Annotated in this window: 14 protein-coding genes; 6 read left to right on the top strand and 8 right to left on the bottom strand. The window is 50.8% G+C overall.

Annotation, left to right across the window (positions count from 1 at the left end; genetic code table 11):
- Positions 1–279: 279 nt before the first annotated feature.
- The gene (locus tag GmarT_RS23085; RefSeq protein WP_002648794.1) at positions 280–1,047 is read right to left on the bottom strand and encodes a BPL-N domain-containing protein; all 768 of its coding nucleotides are present in this window, start codon (positions 1,045–1,047) and stop codon (positions 280–282) included.
- Between the two features lie 36 nt (positions 1,048–1,083).
- A complete protein-coding gene (locus tag GmarT_RS23080) occupies positions 1,084–2,373 on the bottom strand; it encodes a carcinine hydrolase/isopenicillin-N N-acyltransferase family protein (RefSeq protein ID WP_002648795.1) in 1,290 nt (429 codons plus the stop codon).
- Positions 2,374–2,678: 305 nt separating this feature from the next.
- Here GmarT_RS23080 and GmarT_RS23075 point away from each other — a divergent pair, with 305 nt between their 5' ends.
- From GmarT_RS23075 to GmarT_RS23065, 3 genes are all read left to right on the top strand, one after another.
- Positions 2,679–3,497, top strand: a complete 819-nt coding sequence (locus GmarT_RS23075; RefSeq protein ID WP_002648796.1) for a hypothetical protein — start codon at positions 2,679–2,681, stop codon at positions 3,495–3,497.
- A 28-nt stretch (positions 3,498–3,525) separates the two neighbouring features.
- Complete coding sequence (locus tag GmarT_RS23070) at positions 3,526–4,020, top strand: hypothetical protein (RefSeq protein ID WP_002648797.1); 495 nt, start codon at positions 3,526–3,528, stop codon at positions 4,018–4,020.
- 76 nt (positions 4,021–4,096) lie between these two features.
- A complete protein-coding gene (locus GmarT_RS23065; protein ID WP_149303280.1) occupies positions 4,097–4,963 on the top strand; it encodes a hypothetical protein in 867 nt (288 codons plus the stop codon).
- Between the two features lie 7 nt (positions 4,964–4,970).
- Here GmarT_RS23065 and GmarT_RS23060 read toward each other — a convergent pair whose 3' ends face one another.
- Positions 4,971–5,753 (bottom strand): DUF1559 family PulG-like putative transporter, encoded by a 783-nt coding sequence (locus GmarT_RS23060; protein WP_002648799.1) that lies wholly within the window; start codon positions 5,751–5,753, stop codon positions 4,971–4,973.
- A 237-nt stretch (positions 5,754–5,990) separates the two neighbouring features.
- Here GmarT_RS23060 and GmarT_RS23055 point away from each other — a divergent pair, with 237 nt between their 5' ends.
- From GmarT_RS23055 to GmarT_RS23045, 3 genes are read left to right on the top strand one after another with little or no spacing between them, the layout of a single operon-like run.
- On the top strand, positions 5,991–6,734 hold the full coding sequence (locus tag GmarT_RS23055) for an SDR family oxidoreductase (RefSeq protein WP_002648800.1): 744 nt from the start codon (positions 5,991–5,993) through the stop codon (positions 6,732–6,734).
- A 38-nt stretch (positions 6,735–6,772) separates the two neighbouring features.
- Complete coding sequence (locus tag GmarT_RS23050) at positions 6,773–7,210, top strand: HEAT repeat domain-containing protein (RefSeq protein ID WP_149303278.1); 438 nt, start codon at positions 6,773–6,775, stop codon at positions 7,208–7,210.
- Positions 7,211–7,241: 31 nt separating this feature from the next.
- Entirely contained in the window at positions 7,242–8,282 is a 1,041-nt protein-coding gene (locus tag GmarT_RS23045) for a transglutaminase-like domain-containing protein (protein WP_002648802.1), read from the top strand.
- Positions 8,283–8,309: 27 nt separating this feature from the next.
- Here GmarT_RS23045 and GmarT_RS23040 read toward each other — a convergent pair whose 3' ends face one another.
- The 5 genes from GmarT_RS23040 to nadE form a co-directional block, all read right to left on the bottom strand.
- Positions 8,310–9,785, bottom strand: coding sequence for a sulfatase family protein (locus GmarT_RS23040; RefSeq protein ID WP_002648803.1), 1,476 nt, complete (start codon positions 9,783–9,785; stop codon positions 8,310–8,312).
- Positions 9,786–9,872: 87 nt separating this feature from the next.
- Complete coding sequence (locus tag GmarT_RS23035; RefSeq protein WP_002648804.1) at positions 9,873–10,487, bottom strand: adenylate kinase family protein; 615 nt, start codon at positions 10,485–10,487, stop codon at positions 9,873–9,875.
- A gap of 217 nt (positions 10,488–10,704) precedes the next feature.
- The gene (rpsD, locus tag GmarT_RS23030) at positions 10,705–11,310 is read right to left on the bottom strand and encodes a 30S ribosomal protein S4 (protein WP_002648805.1); all 606 of its coding nucleotides are present in this window, start codon (positions 11,308–11,310) and stop codon (positions 10,705–10,707) included.
- A 333-nt stretch (positions 11,311–11,643) separates the two neighbouring features.
- Positions 11,644–12,657: a polysaccharide deacetylase family protein gene (locus tag GmarT_RS23025; RefSeq protein ID WP_157158994.1), complete on the bottom strand. Its 1,014-nt coding sequence runs from the start codon at positions 12,655–12,657 to the stop codon at positions 11,644–11,646.
- 61 nt (positions 12,658–12,718) lie between these two features.
- The gene (gene nadE / locus GmarT_RS23020) at positions 12,719–13,702 is read right to left on the bottom strand and encodes an NAD(+) synthase (protein WP_002648807.1); all 984 of its coding nucleotides are present in this window, start codon (positions 13,700–13,702) and stop codon (positions 12,719–12,721) included.
- Between the last annotated feature and the right edge of the window lie 58 nt (positions 13,703–13,760).

Genomic DNA, 13,760 nt, shown 5'->3' with positions numbered 1-13,760 from the left:
TAAATCGGGCGGGTGATATCGAGTATAATCTGTCTCTGTAGCGTTAAATGAGCTTCTATAGTTTAGGGAATTCCTAATTCGGTGGCTCGGGGGCTATTTCATCAGATTTCGCTAAGTCGAGTCAGGGACAGCAAAAGCGTGCAAGCAATAATTTGCCCCGCGCGCGACGCAGATAACGCATCATGTCCCGATGCGGGAGCCTGTCAAGCTGATCATGGCGAACTGGTCTGGAATTTTCTTGGTCGAATAGTGATGAAATCTGCAGCAACAGAAGTTGGTTCATTCCTGATTCGCGGCCCAGTAAACGCCGATGGCGATGAGGGAATGTGGTCCGTTTTTGGTTTCGGCGTGCGGACTGAAGCAGATCACACGACCAGAGCCGAAGCGGGAGCGGATGATGGCGTGAGTGCCAGTCATGGCTTCAGCCGGGGCACCGTTATTGGCGACTTCGGATTCGAAAGAAGCGAGGACCTGGTAGCCGGGGAGGTCGGGTTGATTGTCAGGGACGAGTAAGGGGCCGTTGGAATAATAGATGTTGTATTTCGATTTTGTTTTACCGAGAACTTCTGAGCCGGCGGGCGTCAACTGGATGGTGACGTTGCTTTTGCCCCGTTTCCAGTGAGCACGATCCCAGACACGGGCGTTGATAATATCGAGCGACCAACTGTAATGCGAAGAAGCCAGATAAGCGCCAGCACAGATGCCGACGTAACCGCCTCCATTTTTCACGAACGTGCGGACTGCGGCACGACCTTCCGGTTTGAGTGCTTTGGCCTGACCACTGCCACTGCCGCCCGGCATGATGACGACGTCGAAGTTCTTGAGCTGACCGTCTTGAATTTCTTCAGGAGAAATGATTGTGGACTGGAAGCCGTTTTCAGGAATCAGGAACCGCTGCAGATTTTCATGACCTTTAGAACCGGATTTGGGGAAATTAAAGATGGCGACGCGAACCGGTGTTTCCTCGTCTGCAATTACCGCGGATTGGAGAGATGAGCAAACTGATACGAATAATACGATCAACAGAAATTGTGAAACAGGTCGCATGAGAAGAGCCTTCAAGTTAAATAAGAATTCAGGGAATCACAATTTTTTTTTGACAGGAGCAAACGCGGGTGGCGGAGGGGCCGGGAGTGTGATCGCCGCCTGTTTCATTTCGCGAAGTTCCTGCTGCATGGCGGTCATCGCGAGCTGTGCCATTTTCTGATGGAACCGGGTGACTGCTCCAGGCGAGTAGCCATGCTCCACGCGTGCCGCCTGGAATTTGCTGGTCAGCGAGAGGATCTTGTCTTCCACGGACCAGAGATCAGACCAGATGTCGGGCAGGTATTCGGTGTTGATGCCTTTTCCGTCGTCGGATTTACTCCAGGCACGCAGGGAGATCGCAATTTCGCCAAGCTCAGCTCCTTTGTCGTCCGCAAGCGGATCGGCGATTTCCTGCACTTCGACCCAGCAGGGGACGGCGATGGAAAAACTGGGATTACCCAGGATGGTCCACATCGTCGCCAGCCGAGGATCTTCCCCCGGTTTCACGCCTTGAAAGACGGCAGCGGAAACGGAGGTGGAGCGGCTGATGGTGTTGTCTGTTTTGATGACTGCCGGGAGTTTCTGTTTGACACCATTGACGGTGCCGGGCCAGGGAGTGCCTTTGGGGTCGGAAAGATCACGCGTCAGATTGCGAATGAGGTAATCGACGGTGATGCCTTTGTCTTTTTGCAGGTCGAGCCGGGAACAGGCCTGGGAATAGCGTTCTGCAGAATAGATCTTACCGAGTTGCTCTGGCGTGGGGTTGGCCGGAAAATCGCGGGCCGTGGTGGAGAAATTAGAACGGACAATGTAACCGTGGGGAGCGACCGCCGGATCGTTGGCGTCGAACATCGTAAAGCTGGTGGGACCGGTTTCGAACAGGGCCGCGCCCCCCTGGGCATCGATGACGCCGAAGTTGGCGACCGTGCGTCGACCGCTCTGGTTGGTTTCTTCGAGCAGTCGTTTGAAATCTGCGACCGTGTGGCAGGTCAGCAGGGCGCGTTTGATGAGCAGGCCATTGGCGGGGCCGGTCTTTTTACCAGGCTGACGGAGGTCGGTACTGAGAGAGTTTTCGATACAGAAGCCGGCTTCGTTCATGCCCATCCAGGCGGACCTGCGACTGCCCGCATTGACGACGGCAACAGCCCGCAACGGACCTTCTGTAAGCAGCGCGACTTCATTGTGCCGGGCAGGGGCATCGCGGTTCTTCCAGAGCAGCGGCCGACCGTCGACTGTCGCTCTGCCGCTGATGACAGCGGTGGTACAGGCATCGAGCGGGAGAGGAGAACTTTTCCAGATCAGCAGCAGCATCAGCATCCGAATCAGCGAGGCCCGGTTCGCGTACATAATCGGTGCATCCTTTGGAGGGAGTTAAACGGTTCGAATCTTCACAGGAAGAAAACTTCTAAATGGTTGAAACATTTTGAGTTTGGTTCACGATTCACTCAAGTGTCAAAAAGCGGGTTCATCAAACCTGCATCAAATCTTCATATTGTGCGATAGATTAATTTGCAGGGGAAATAAAAAATTTCAGATTCAGGGCAGATGGTCAAAGAAAATCTATAACTGGCGGGGCAGATGTTTTATGCTGAGTGATGGCGAACAGCGAATGCGTTCATCCCGATTTACATGTATTCAGAAAGGGGACTCTGATGCAGGAAACGCGATATACTGAAAAGCAGATTCTGGCCGGTATTTTTGAATGCTGGTGTGATGCGATGGGGTATGATGAAGATGAAATGGAAATGGATCCTCCCTTTAGTGCCGAAACTCGCATTGATCTACACATGAAAGCGCACAATGATTGGGCAGACACCGATCTGGCGGATATCTTCTATCGTCTGGAGAGGCATTTTAAATTTCAAAGCACTCTGGAAGAATGGACTGAAGAACTGGGGATTGCGAATGTGCCCAGTGTGGAAGTGTGGGAAAACGAGATTGCGCCTCAATTTACTTTTGGTGCACTGGCGCGGTTTATTCAGAAGCGAGCTGTGAATACGGTTTCGTTTGAGCCCGTGATGGTGATCAATAAAGAGTGCCGATCGGCGGGTGTGTTTTATGGCATTGAGCAGATTTCGAAGCAGCTGGTTTCAGCGAAATATCAGGTGACGCCGAGTACAAAAATTCTGGACGCGTTTCGTGGTTATCAATTGAATTCGTTCTGGAGTGAACTCAGCTGGAGGTCGGAAACGCGTCTGCCTCGTCTTACGCGACGCTGGGATTTTCTCACAAACTGGGGCTACATGATTGCCTTCTGGGTGCTGTTGATCGCCTTCCCCGCGGTAGTCTTTACGGAGAACTTTTATATCTTGCTTGGAGCAGTCCTGTATGTGATTACAATCTGGTTAACGGATTCTGTCTTTACTCATTATTCTGATCCCCTGCCAGCTGATCTGCAGACGTTTCGCGATCTGGCGGTGTGGATTGCCGAACATGACAGTGAAGCAGTACATCAATCCGTGGAAGGATAACTTTATTGGTGATTGCGGGAGGTTAATTATGAAATCAAGCGCTTGGCTTCTGATCCTGATGTTTACTTTCTGCTTTGTAACAGGAGTTACCGCGGAGGATCAACGGGTCCGCTTGACGTTACCTCCCGAGCAGATTCCAGATCCCGCCTGGAGGCGTGAGTATTTTGAGGGAACTTTGCCGTTAAAGAATCGTCCCCAGATCATTTCGAGAAAGAAGGTGCAGGACGAGGTACATGTCGTTGTGAAAAATACTGGCAACACAACCCTGGTCTATCGTTCCGCAGGACCGGAGTCCATTCAGGTATATCAGGAAATATTCAGGCGGGGGCTCTGGCGGAAAGCGAATTGGGACTGGTGTGGTACAGGAAAGGCTGATTACTCCATTCTGCCCGGTCAATCGGTTCAACTAACGGTTCGATTTTCTGATGAAGAAAGAGGAGAACGAATGCTGGGGGAATTTTATAGAAGCCGGGACAAAGCGTTGCGGATTGATTGTCCTGGCGACGGAGACCAGTCCAGATGATTTGTGGAAAAATAATTCTATTAAACTATCGTTTAGATACGGAAAATACAAACCGTCAGGTAAGTGAAACCACCGAATGAGAATCATAGCAGACAGGAACGCTTCTATTTTCGCTCGAACTACTATTCTGGTGTTTTTGATCGGGGTAGGAGCGATCTGGGCTGGTCTGTCTTTCCTTGTATCGAAACCTGCAGAAGGTGATTTTCATTTTGAACTGGGAAAAGGCCGGTCCCTGGATATCTACTGCGAAGGTGAATTCTTTTATGAACCGCCGGGGTACGTTTCTTATAGCGTGAGACAGAATGGAAAGGTCCTGGTGCCTAAGCATCGCTTTTGCAGTATTGGCGCGGAACGAGTTCCCTCTGGTCGAGTCGAAATGGTCATGACTGGGGACGGTGATACGGTCGCGATACGGCGGAATTTTGATGTAATAATCCTGCATGACTTCAAGTCGAATCGAACCTGGCCTCGCCAGTATGGAGAATTCCAACTGAATGATTATCTGTTAGCAAAAGAATTGTTGGAGCGGTTCAAAAGCGAAGGTCAGGAGCTTTACTGCACTGCAGTGCAATCATATCTGTCGTCTTATCTTCCGTCTCCCGATGGTCAAAGGATTGTGCTTCAGTTTTGGGATAAAAAGGAGTATCACGCGGAATTAAACGTACGTGTGATCAATCAACAGGGGGAAATTCTCCACGAGCTGAGGGGAGAGGAAAATGAGATCATTTCAATGGAAGATATTTACAGTCGGAAAAACTGGTCCGCCGGTTGGTTAAGTGAGAACCGGTTTGGTGTATGGACTTTAAATGGAGGGACGCATATCTGGGATTTTAAAGAGGATGGCACGTGTGTCGAATTGCCGGCTCCACTGGATCCCGAACTGGTGACTCAGTTGAAAGAAAAGACGGCTCCGCGAATGCGCTCTTTCGGGATCAACTTATGATGCGCGACTATCGGGCCTGCTGTAATGGAAAAGTTTCTCCCCCAGCGGGAGTACTGAGTGCCTTGAGTACAGCCGGGTCTGTGTCTTTATTCAATAAATGAACGCTGCCGTCAGCAAACAGGAAGAACACGCCCTCTCCCCCGGGTCTGCCGTAGGCGTTGGGGCCACCTTTGAGTCCACGGATGGGATCTCGTAAATTGGTGGGATCACCCCAGGCTGGAAATGAAGAATCAATTTCACCGATCAAAAGTGTATTTGATTGGCCATCGTGCATTTTCACTGTGGTCAGGTTGCGTGTTTTGTTGAACGGGATCAGGTGAGAATTCGCACTGTAATGGGAAAGCCCATAACCTTGCACATTCTGATGTGGAACGTCAGACAAATCAGGATTGAAGAATTTCGGAATTGTAATCGTGAAGACATTTTTATTTTCGGAAGTGTCCCAGGCTTGGGAGTAATCAATCTCAGCCGCCATCGCTGATTCATCAATGTAAGGCAACAGGTCTGTCATCCAACTATGTAAGGGGGCACCAGATGAATCCACCGGACGTTCCCAGGATGAGTTCTCGGTTTGAACGTAGTCAAAATTGGAAATCGCTAATCCCAGATATTTTAAGTGACGACGACTTGGTGATTTATATTTGGCAATTTCACGAGCCTGTTGAACTGCAGGGTATAAAAGCAGGAGCAGAACACAAATAATCAAAATGACGATCAGGAATTCGACTAATCGCGGGAGATGTTTCTTTTTCTTTTCTAAATTAGAATTCTCAGAAACAATATGATTCATATTCTACTTTTCAATTAAAATAAAACTGGTGCATGTTACTGTCTTCAGACAGTTTATCATAATTCGATTGAAATTTGAGAGAAATAAATCCCAAAATGAGAGCAGATCGGTGACGAATCAAACTCAGGGATTGTCTCACTCGCGCCGCGGCGTAGAATGTCTCTAACGTTTAAATATGGTTCCTGCGAATTGATTGCGGGGTATATTAGCGTCGGATATCTAATAAAGGATTCTGAAATGGGCTATGAGATTCAGGGGCAGGTGGCGTTGGTCACGGGAGCCAACCGCGGGATTGGGAAAGTGATTCTGGAAGGCTTGCTGAAAGCGGGGGCAACCAAAGTGTATGCGGCTGTCCGTGATACGTCTTCGGTGGCTGGATTGATCGACGAATATGGGGACAAGGTGGTGCCTGTAGAATTTGATCTGACGAAGCCGGCCTTGATCAAAAATGCTGCGGAAGTGGCCAGTGATGTCTCGCTGGTGGTGAATAATGCAGGGGTTCTCAAGCCGGCAACTGCTTTATCTGAAGACGCTGTTGAATCGCTGGAATTCGAGATGACTGCGAACGTGTATGGCCTGATTCGAGTGGCGCAGGCCTTCGCTCCCGTGCTCAAAGCCAATGGTGGCGGGGCGCTGGTGCAGTTGAATTCGGTGGCTTCGCTGAAAACGTTTCCCGATTTCACTACCTACTGTGCTTCCAAAGCGGCCTCATATGCTGTGACACAGGCCTTGAAGGAGCAGCTTAAGGGACAGGGTACCCTGGTGGTCAGCGTGCATCCCGGCCCGATTGCGACGGATATGGGTCACGACGCAGGCTTTGATGAGATCGCAGAGTCGCCAGAGTTAGTCGCTGAGGGAATCGTGGCTGCCTTGAAAGCGGGCGAATTCCATGTCTTCCCCGATTCGATGGCGAAGGATGTGGGAGCCGCTTATCACAGCTTCGCTGAAAATGTGATCGAAGCGGAGATGGCGGAAGGTTGAAAGCAGGAGAGACCGTTCCAGTTCAGAAAGGTCAAGAATTGAAATCAGAATCGGAAACTCTATCACTCGATTTAAGGGCCATGATGTATCGTTACTGCTTTCTCCTGTTATTGCTCGTTGGCTGTAATTCTGATCCACAAATTGATTATACCACGCTGACCGTCGATCAGTTACGGAGCAGGTTGACCGATTCTGATCCCAATGTCCGCTGGCAGTCTGTATTTGAACTGGAACGCCGCGAGGGAGGAGGGATACAGGCTGTGAAAGAACTGACGGCCCTGCTGGATGATAAGAATGTGGAAGTGAGACGCGTGACTACCCAGGCATTCGCTGGGATTTTTATGGAGGCGAAGCCACCCTATTCGAAAGATCTAAAACAGGCAATCATGGTGTTGAAGAATAATCAGGATGCTGATGAGGTGGTTCAGTCCGGTGTGCGAATTGCACTGGGGATTGTGGAAGCAAAACAAAAATGAAACCTGGAATGACTTTCACAGGAGAGATTCGATGTGGCGGTTTTTGATTCCTTTTCTATTATCTGGCTCGAGTCTGCTGGCTGCAGAGCCCGTGTTTGATGCCATTGATTATGCTACTCCCGAGAAATATCTGACCGCTCCTGCCAGCCTGGGAGATCAGGCAAAGATCAAGGCGCAGGCGCTGACTTTGAAGGCAGACAGCGATCAGAAAACGGTTTCCAATGTACTGGACTGGATGAATGCCAGTTTGAAGTATCAGGCTGATCTGGCATACCAGTGGCGCAACTATGATACGGTGATCGGGGATGGCTGCTATGGTGGCTGTGCTGATTATGCGATTGCCTGTGGTGTTCTGCTGAAAAGTGCCGGCATCCCGACCGTCTGGGTGAAAACGATGGATGTGCCCTGGATCTGGACTTTGAAACGAGGCGACGCGTTTCAGACCTGGTCGGGGCATGTGTTTCTGGAGGTTTATCTCGACGGGAAATGGGTGCTGCTGGATCCGGGGGCAAAACGTGTCTATCCGAATTATTCACCCGAGATGCGAATCCTGCCGGGCAATCGCTTCGCCTATCATAAAGGCAATGATCCCAAAACAATGATCATGTCTTTGCAGTGGGAAGATTGGAAACTGCAGACCAGAGCGTATTTTTCGAAACTGGACCCGAGGCTGCTGCCCGTTGATACTGTAGCGTCAGTCGTGCTGGGGAAAACCTGTTTTGTGATCGGTAATTCTCCCTACTATCAGAGGCTGACGAAGCTGGCTCAACAGCAGGGTTTGACTGTAGCCAAGTCGTTCAATACCGGCTACGACACCTATCTGCCGCTGGCGAAGGGGCACATCCTTTACATTGCGACACACGAAGGCCAGCCCACGGTTCCCATCGCGACGCTGGAGAAGTATTTCCCCAACGCTTCAGCCGGGATTAAACCGGGAAGGATTACCATTGAGGGGACCGAGATTCTGTTTATCGAACTTCCCAGAGAGATTTCAATCAACGAGAAACGGAACCAGTTAGAACAGGAAAGGAAACAGCTTGAGCAGAGGAAGGCAAAGCTTCTCGCGAAGTAAGTCAGCAGCGATGGCTGTGACAGGGTTTCAATCCACACGACCGGGCTGGCGGTTGTTTTTGCCTTTGCGTTTGGTGCCGGTATCGCCGAGGTCTTCGCGGGCCTGTTCTGCCAGCGCGGTCAGGCGTTTGACGACATCGGGATGCTGGTTGGCGACGTTTTTACTTTCACTGACGTCGTCATCCAGGTTGTAAAGGGCCAGGCCGGTTTTCTTCTGAATGTAGGGGCCGGGAGTTCCACCTGAACCGGGTTTGTTTTTCAGGCTGCGATAAGGATGAGGAAAATGCAGTTTCCATTTTCCGCTGCGGACGGCGTTGAGATGATCGCCCCAGTAGAAGTAGAGGACATCGTGGGGGGATTGGGCTCCCTGTTCGCCACTCATCAGAGGCCAGATGTTCTTGCCATCGATGATGCGATCCTGGGGAACTTTGCCGCCGGAGAGGTAGGCGATGGTGGGAAGTATGTCGATGGTCATTGCCATCTGGTGGCAGACGGAGCCCGCTGGAATCTGACCGGGCCAGGCCATGATACAGGGTTCGCGTTGTCCGCCATCCCAGGCGGTTCCTTTGCCTTCACGCAGCGGGAGTGCAGAGCCGGCGTGATCGCCGTAGGAGAGCCAGGGGCCATTATCGGAGGTGAAGATGACCAGGGTATTTTCTTCGATACCGTTTTCTTTCAGCGCCTGTCGAATCTGGCCGACGGACCAGTCGATTTCCATAATGACATCGCCGTAAAGCCCCTGTTCGGATTTGCCTTTGAATTTATCGCTGACAAACAGGGGGACGTGTGGCATCGAGTGTGGAACATACAGGAAGAAAGGTTTGTCATGGTTTTTATTGATGAAGGAGACCGCACGCTCGGTATACCAGGTAGAGAGTTGGGCCTGTTCCTTGCCGGTGACTTTGGGGTTGATGACGGTTTCGTTTTCGATCAGCGGGAGATCGGGGAAGCGTTTGCCGGCAGTGGGATGGAAGGGCCACATATCGTTGGAGTAGGGGAGCCCGAAGTATTCATCGAAGCCATGTCGTGTGGGAAGGAATTCGGGGAGGTGTCCCAGATGCCATTTACCGTAGATGGCGGTGGCATAACCCTGGGGTTTGACGACTTCGGCGATGGTGGTTTCTTCAGCATTGATCCCGATTTTGGATTGGGGGCCGAGTGCACCGCGAATACCAACACGATTGGGATAGCAGCCGGTGAGCAGCGCGACACGCGAAGCAGAACAGACGGCTTGAGCCGCGTAGAAGTCGGTGAAGCGGATGCCTTCTTTTGCCATCTGGTCGAGATTGGGGGTTTTGATATTGGGTGAGCCGAAGACGCCGACATCCTGGTAGCCTTGATCGTCGGTGAAGATGATGACGAAGTTGGGATGCTGACGGGCCGGTCGGGCGTCTGCCACGTTTGACAGCAGTGACAGGAATACCAGGCAGATCACAAGAAAGCTGATACCAGGGAACCGTTTTTTAACGCGCTGCAAGGAAGATTGTGTTTCAGTATCGGCCATGAAATTACCTTTCCGGAGAGCAATCGGGTTGTGTCATGTTTACAACCAGCTTACCGGAAAGGAGATTCATTTCAATGCTTGTGGAGTTTACTCACCGCGGAAGTGGGCATCCTGCACGGGAACGAGCTGTTCCAGGCAGGCGAGCAAAACGCCGGCTGGTGAGCCGATGGCGTCAATGTGGGCGACGATTTCTTCAGGATAACAGCTGAGAACGAGTGCCGATTCTTCGCGGTAGATTTCAAAACGACGACGGATGACTGTTTCGTTGGCATCGTCGGCACGGTTTTCACGGATCGCGCGGTGACGGATGCGGTGAATCATTTCTTCTTCATCGCTACAGGTCAGGTGCAGGACTTTGAGGACATCAATGTGCTGTTCCAGGATTTTGGCCTGCTGGATATTCCGGGGAATTCCATCGAGGATGAGAATGTCTTTGCGGGGTTTATACATCGAGAGGGTGGCGCGGGCATCGAGTCCCTGCTTCCAGATACGAATACTGAGGTCATCGGGAACGAGTTCGCCACGCGAGCTGTATTTGTAGATCTCCTGACCTTCGGGCGACTCAATATCAATCGAGCGGAAAACGTCGCCACTGGAGAGGTGAAAGAATCCGGGAATCTGTCCAAGGATTCGTCCCTGGGTTCCTTTACCAACGCCGGGAGCACCAAACAGCAGGACGGCTTTTCTACGTTCCGTCGCCATAGTTATGCCTCTATGTATCAAGGTCAATCATGGTTTCAGTAGCCACAGTGGTTACTGCTTTTTGTATCCAGACAGGCCGCCCGAATTCAGTTTATTACAATAACGTTTCAGCAGACAATTCTCACCCTAGCAGGGTAGTTATTAATGAATGTAAATAAAAAACACTCCGAAAAACCAGATAGTTTTTCGGAGTGTTGAATTAATTTGCTGGTAACTTTTAGCGTGAGATCAGAGCCACAACCTGACCGACGTCAACCGGGAGGCTGACATCTTCCATGGTGGGGGCAGTGACAACAGTGGCTGAGAGTTCTTTTTTCTCAAGTGTCAGCCAGGCACATCCGGGGCGACCTGATTCAATCAGCTCTGCATAGAGCTTTTTGAGGTTAGGGCGATTACGGACTGTGATGACATCGCCGGGTTTTACCCAGATCGATGGTTTGTTTACAGTCCGACCATTGAGCTGGAAGTGGGAGTGTACGATTCCCTGACGCGCCTGAGGACGAGTCTGGGCAAAGCCAGCCCGGCAGATAACGTTATCGAGTCGGCGTTCGCAGAGAATCAGCAGGGCTTCCCCGGTGTTCCCTTTGATGCGACGGGCTTTGTCGAAGTAGCGACGCAGCTGACGTTCGCGGAGACCGTAATAGAATTTGATCTTCTGCTTTTCAATTAAAGCCAGACCGAAGTTAGATGATTTGCGGCGGCGTTGTGACATTCCAGGTGGAAGGTTCCGCTGGTCCAATGCACGTGTTGCACCTGCGTCTTCAAAAACCAAAGCTCCCAGACGACGGTTGACCCGTCCTTTTGGTCCTGTGTAACGACCCATTCAGAGTTTCTCCCAGATTAATCACAAGCTGCCGAACACTTAACTTGTTGAACGGCAAAGAAATATACTTAAGGTCTGATCGAAGTAAACTATTTTCACATAATAGCTTACATTCAAATGCCTAGAGGATCAGACCGGTTTGAGCAGTCAGGGTCTTGAGTTACATAGCTTAACAGCGCGTAACACAACCTTTAAAGCGGTCCGCTGTTATCGCAAATTCAATAAGAATCGTCAACCAACTGGGCAGCAGGATCGGAAAAACTCAGAAAATATCAGGTCTTCAAATCGGGAAATGGATTCAAATCTGCTGGAATTCTGGAAAGAGGCAGGTTCTTATGTACACTTTTTGCTGCTGAAGACCTGTGGGATTGAAACCGAAGATCGAAACAGTGAGGCAGGTTCTTCGGATTCCACAGCGATTCGAGGCAGGTCCCACGGATCGGGTTTTTCGAGAGGAGCAAATCCGCCGTAGTAGCTGAAGCCCCAACGGAATCCGGCCTGCTTCAGACAGTCCCGGGTATGCTGGTTAAAGCAGTCTTTACCGCCGACCGGGTAGCTGAAACTGGTAATCTCCTGTCCGATTTCAGTTTCGATCCGTTGTTTACAGTGTTCGATTTCAAACTGTTGAATCTCAGGAGAGTGCCGTGACAGAATCGGGTGGGTGACTGTATGGCCGCCGATGTCCATGCCGGCTGTGCTCATTTCGCGAATCATATCCCAGGTCATCCAGACGTAATCGGCGATTTCCTGCGGACAGCGACCTGCGCCGGTCGCTTCGGCCAGAAAGTTCAGAAAATTCTCTGTCTGATCTCCGCTCAGTTTTTTGAATCTGCTCAAGAGGATTTTAATCGATTGCTCGCACTCATCCGGATGAAGAGACAGACTGTCCCCCGTCAATTCATTGGTCTGAATCAGCTGTCGCGTGGCGCTGCGGACCATCCAGGAAATTTCATCCCACCAGGCTACTTTTCGATCATCCAGAAAAGCAGTTGTGAGGAAGAACGTCGCAGGAGCGTTGTAAGATTTGATTATGGGGAAAGCCCATTCATAATTATCAAGGTAACCATCATCGAAGGTCACCAGCACATACCGTCCTCGTGGCTGATTCCAGATATGATCCAGATCCCGGATACGGATCATGTCGAAATTCAGGCTGAGAAATCGAATCTGCTTTTCGAAATCTTCTGCAGAGGCACTCCATAGATCATGATCGAACACTGAGTTGTTGATGTCACCAACGCGGTGGTAATTCAACACCAGCAAACCATTCCAGACGGAGACGTTACGAGCCAGCAGATTCATTCCGGTCCAGTCGAGCGCTTTGGCCAGCAGTTCTTTTTTACTCACAAGGCGGGTTCCTTTCAGACGATTTCTAATCTGGCGATACAGCTTCATTTTCAAGTGTCACTCAGACGGATTCAATCAGCTGGGGCGGCAGATGCAGGTAATGGCCTGCTTTGCGTTTCGATTCGATATCGCCGTAGACCAGAGCAACCTGTTCGGCTGGCAGACCGGTACCTGCGGCGGTCTCCTCTGCAGTATAACCGTTATTCAAACCGTACAGGCAGCAGTCGAGTTTGTCGTATGAAACTGCAAAGAAGAATTCTTCCTGGGACTGTTCCAGCGAATAAGTGTCTGTGGTTGGTGGACGCATCCGAATGACTTCCGGTACATCGAGATACTCAGCGAGTTGATAGACCTGCGATTTATACAGGTGGGCGATCGGTTTCAGGTCTGCTGCACCATCGCCGTTTTTAACGAAGAATCCCTGATCGTATTCGAGGCGATTGGGAGTGCCGGGAACCGCGTAGTTCAATCGGTCGGCGTGGTAGTATTCCATCATCTTACGACAGCGTTGTTTAAAGTTTGTCGCTGCGACAATCGTCTGGTAGGCAGAGAGAGGCAGACGTTTTTTGATGAATTCGCCTTCAGGGGTCTGCACGACGACTGAAAAGACACGGTACCCCCCCTCTTTCAGCAGGTTGGGCAGTACAATTTTCGATTTCCAGTGAGGCTCGTATTCCGGGATCACCTGCTTGATAGCGACGTCGCGGCGTTCATAGCAACCCGCGCCCTGCAACATGGGAGAGATGTTCTCCACGATGGCTTCCACATTGAAATGATCTGCCAGCAACTGGCCGAAGGTTAAACTTTCGTCCTTCGTATCGTGTTCGGGCATCATGATTCCCAGAACACGATCTGCACCAAAGGCCCGCACACAGAGCGCCGTTACAACGCTGCTGTCGATACCTCCAGAGAGTCCCAGCACGGCACCTTTTTTTCGCATTGTCTTGCGAACGGTTTCCTGCATCCAGCTGACAATACGCTCTGTTTCCGCTGCGCAGTCCAGATTCAGTAATTCCGGTTTGAAGGTTCTGGTTTGTGTAATCATAGTGTTGCGATCCTCGTGAGTAATGCTTATCGCGTGAGTGCGATTCAAAGTTTCCGTG

Origin of the sequence: Gimesia maris (assembly GCF_008298035.1) — a bacterium.
In the GTDB taxonomy this organism is placed as follows: Bacteria; Planctomycetota; Planctomycetia; order Planctomycetales; family Planctomycetaceae; genus Gimesia; species Gimesia maris.
Note: the sequence above shows the minus strand (reverse complement) of the source record. Positions and strands in the feature narration are given on the sequence as shown.

Excerpts from the sequence above, each read along its gene's own strand:
- GmarT_RS23085 (WP_002648794.1), bottom strand. The coding sequence starts at position 1,047 with ATGCGACCTGTTTCACAATTTCTGTTGATCGTATTATTCGTATCAGTT.
- GmarT_RS23080 (WP_002648795.1), bottom strand. The coding sequence starts at position 2,373 with ATGTACGCGAACCGGGCCTCGCTGATTCGGATGCTGATGCTGCTGCTG.
- GmarT_RS23075 (WP_002648796.1), top strand. The coding sequence starts at position 2,679 with ATGCAGGAAACGCGATATACTGAAAAGCAGATTCTGGCCGGTATTTTT.
- GmarT_RS23070 (WP_002648797.1), top strand. The coding sequence starts at position 3,526 with ATGAAATCAAGCGCTTGGCTTCTGATCCTGATGTTTACTTTCTGCTTT.
- GmarT_RS23065 (WP_149303280.1), top strand. The coding sequence starts at position 4,097 with ATGAGAATCATAGCAGACAGGAACGCTTCTATTTTCGCTCGAACTACT.
- GmarT_RS23060 (WP_002648799.1), bottom strand. The coding sequence starts at position 5,753 with ATGAATCATATTGTTTCTGAGAATTCTAATTTAGAAAAGAAAAAGAAA.
- GmarT_RS23055 (WP_002648800.1), top strand. The coding sequence starts at position 5,991 with ATGGGCTATGAGATTCAGGGGCAGGTGGCGTTGGTCACGGGAGCCAAC.
- GmarT_RS23045 (WP_002648802.1), top strand. The coding sequence starts at position 7,242 with ATGTGGCGGTTTTTGATTCCTTTTCTATTATCTGGCTCGAGTCTGCTG.
- GmarT_RS23040 (WP_002648803.1), bottom strand. The coding sequence starts at position 9,785 with ATGGCCGATACTGAAACACAATCTTCCTTGCAGCGCGTTAAAAAACGG.
- GmarT_RS23035 (WP_002648804.1), bottom strand. The coding sequence starts at position 10,487 with ATGGCGACGGAACGTAGAAAAGCCGTCCTGCTGTTTGGTGCTCCCGGC.
- rpsD (WP_002648805.1), bottom strand. The coding sequence starts at position 11,310 with ATGGGTCGTTACACAGGACCAAAAGGACGGGTCAACCGTCGTCTGGGA.
- nadE (WP_002648807.1), bottom strand. The coding sequence starts at position 13,702 with ATGATTACACAAACCAGAACCTTCAAACCGGAATTACTGAATCTGGAC.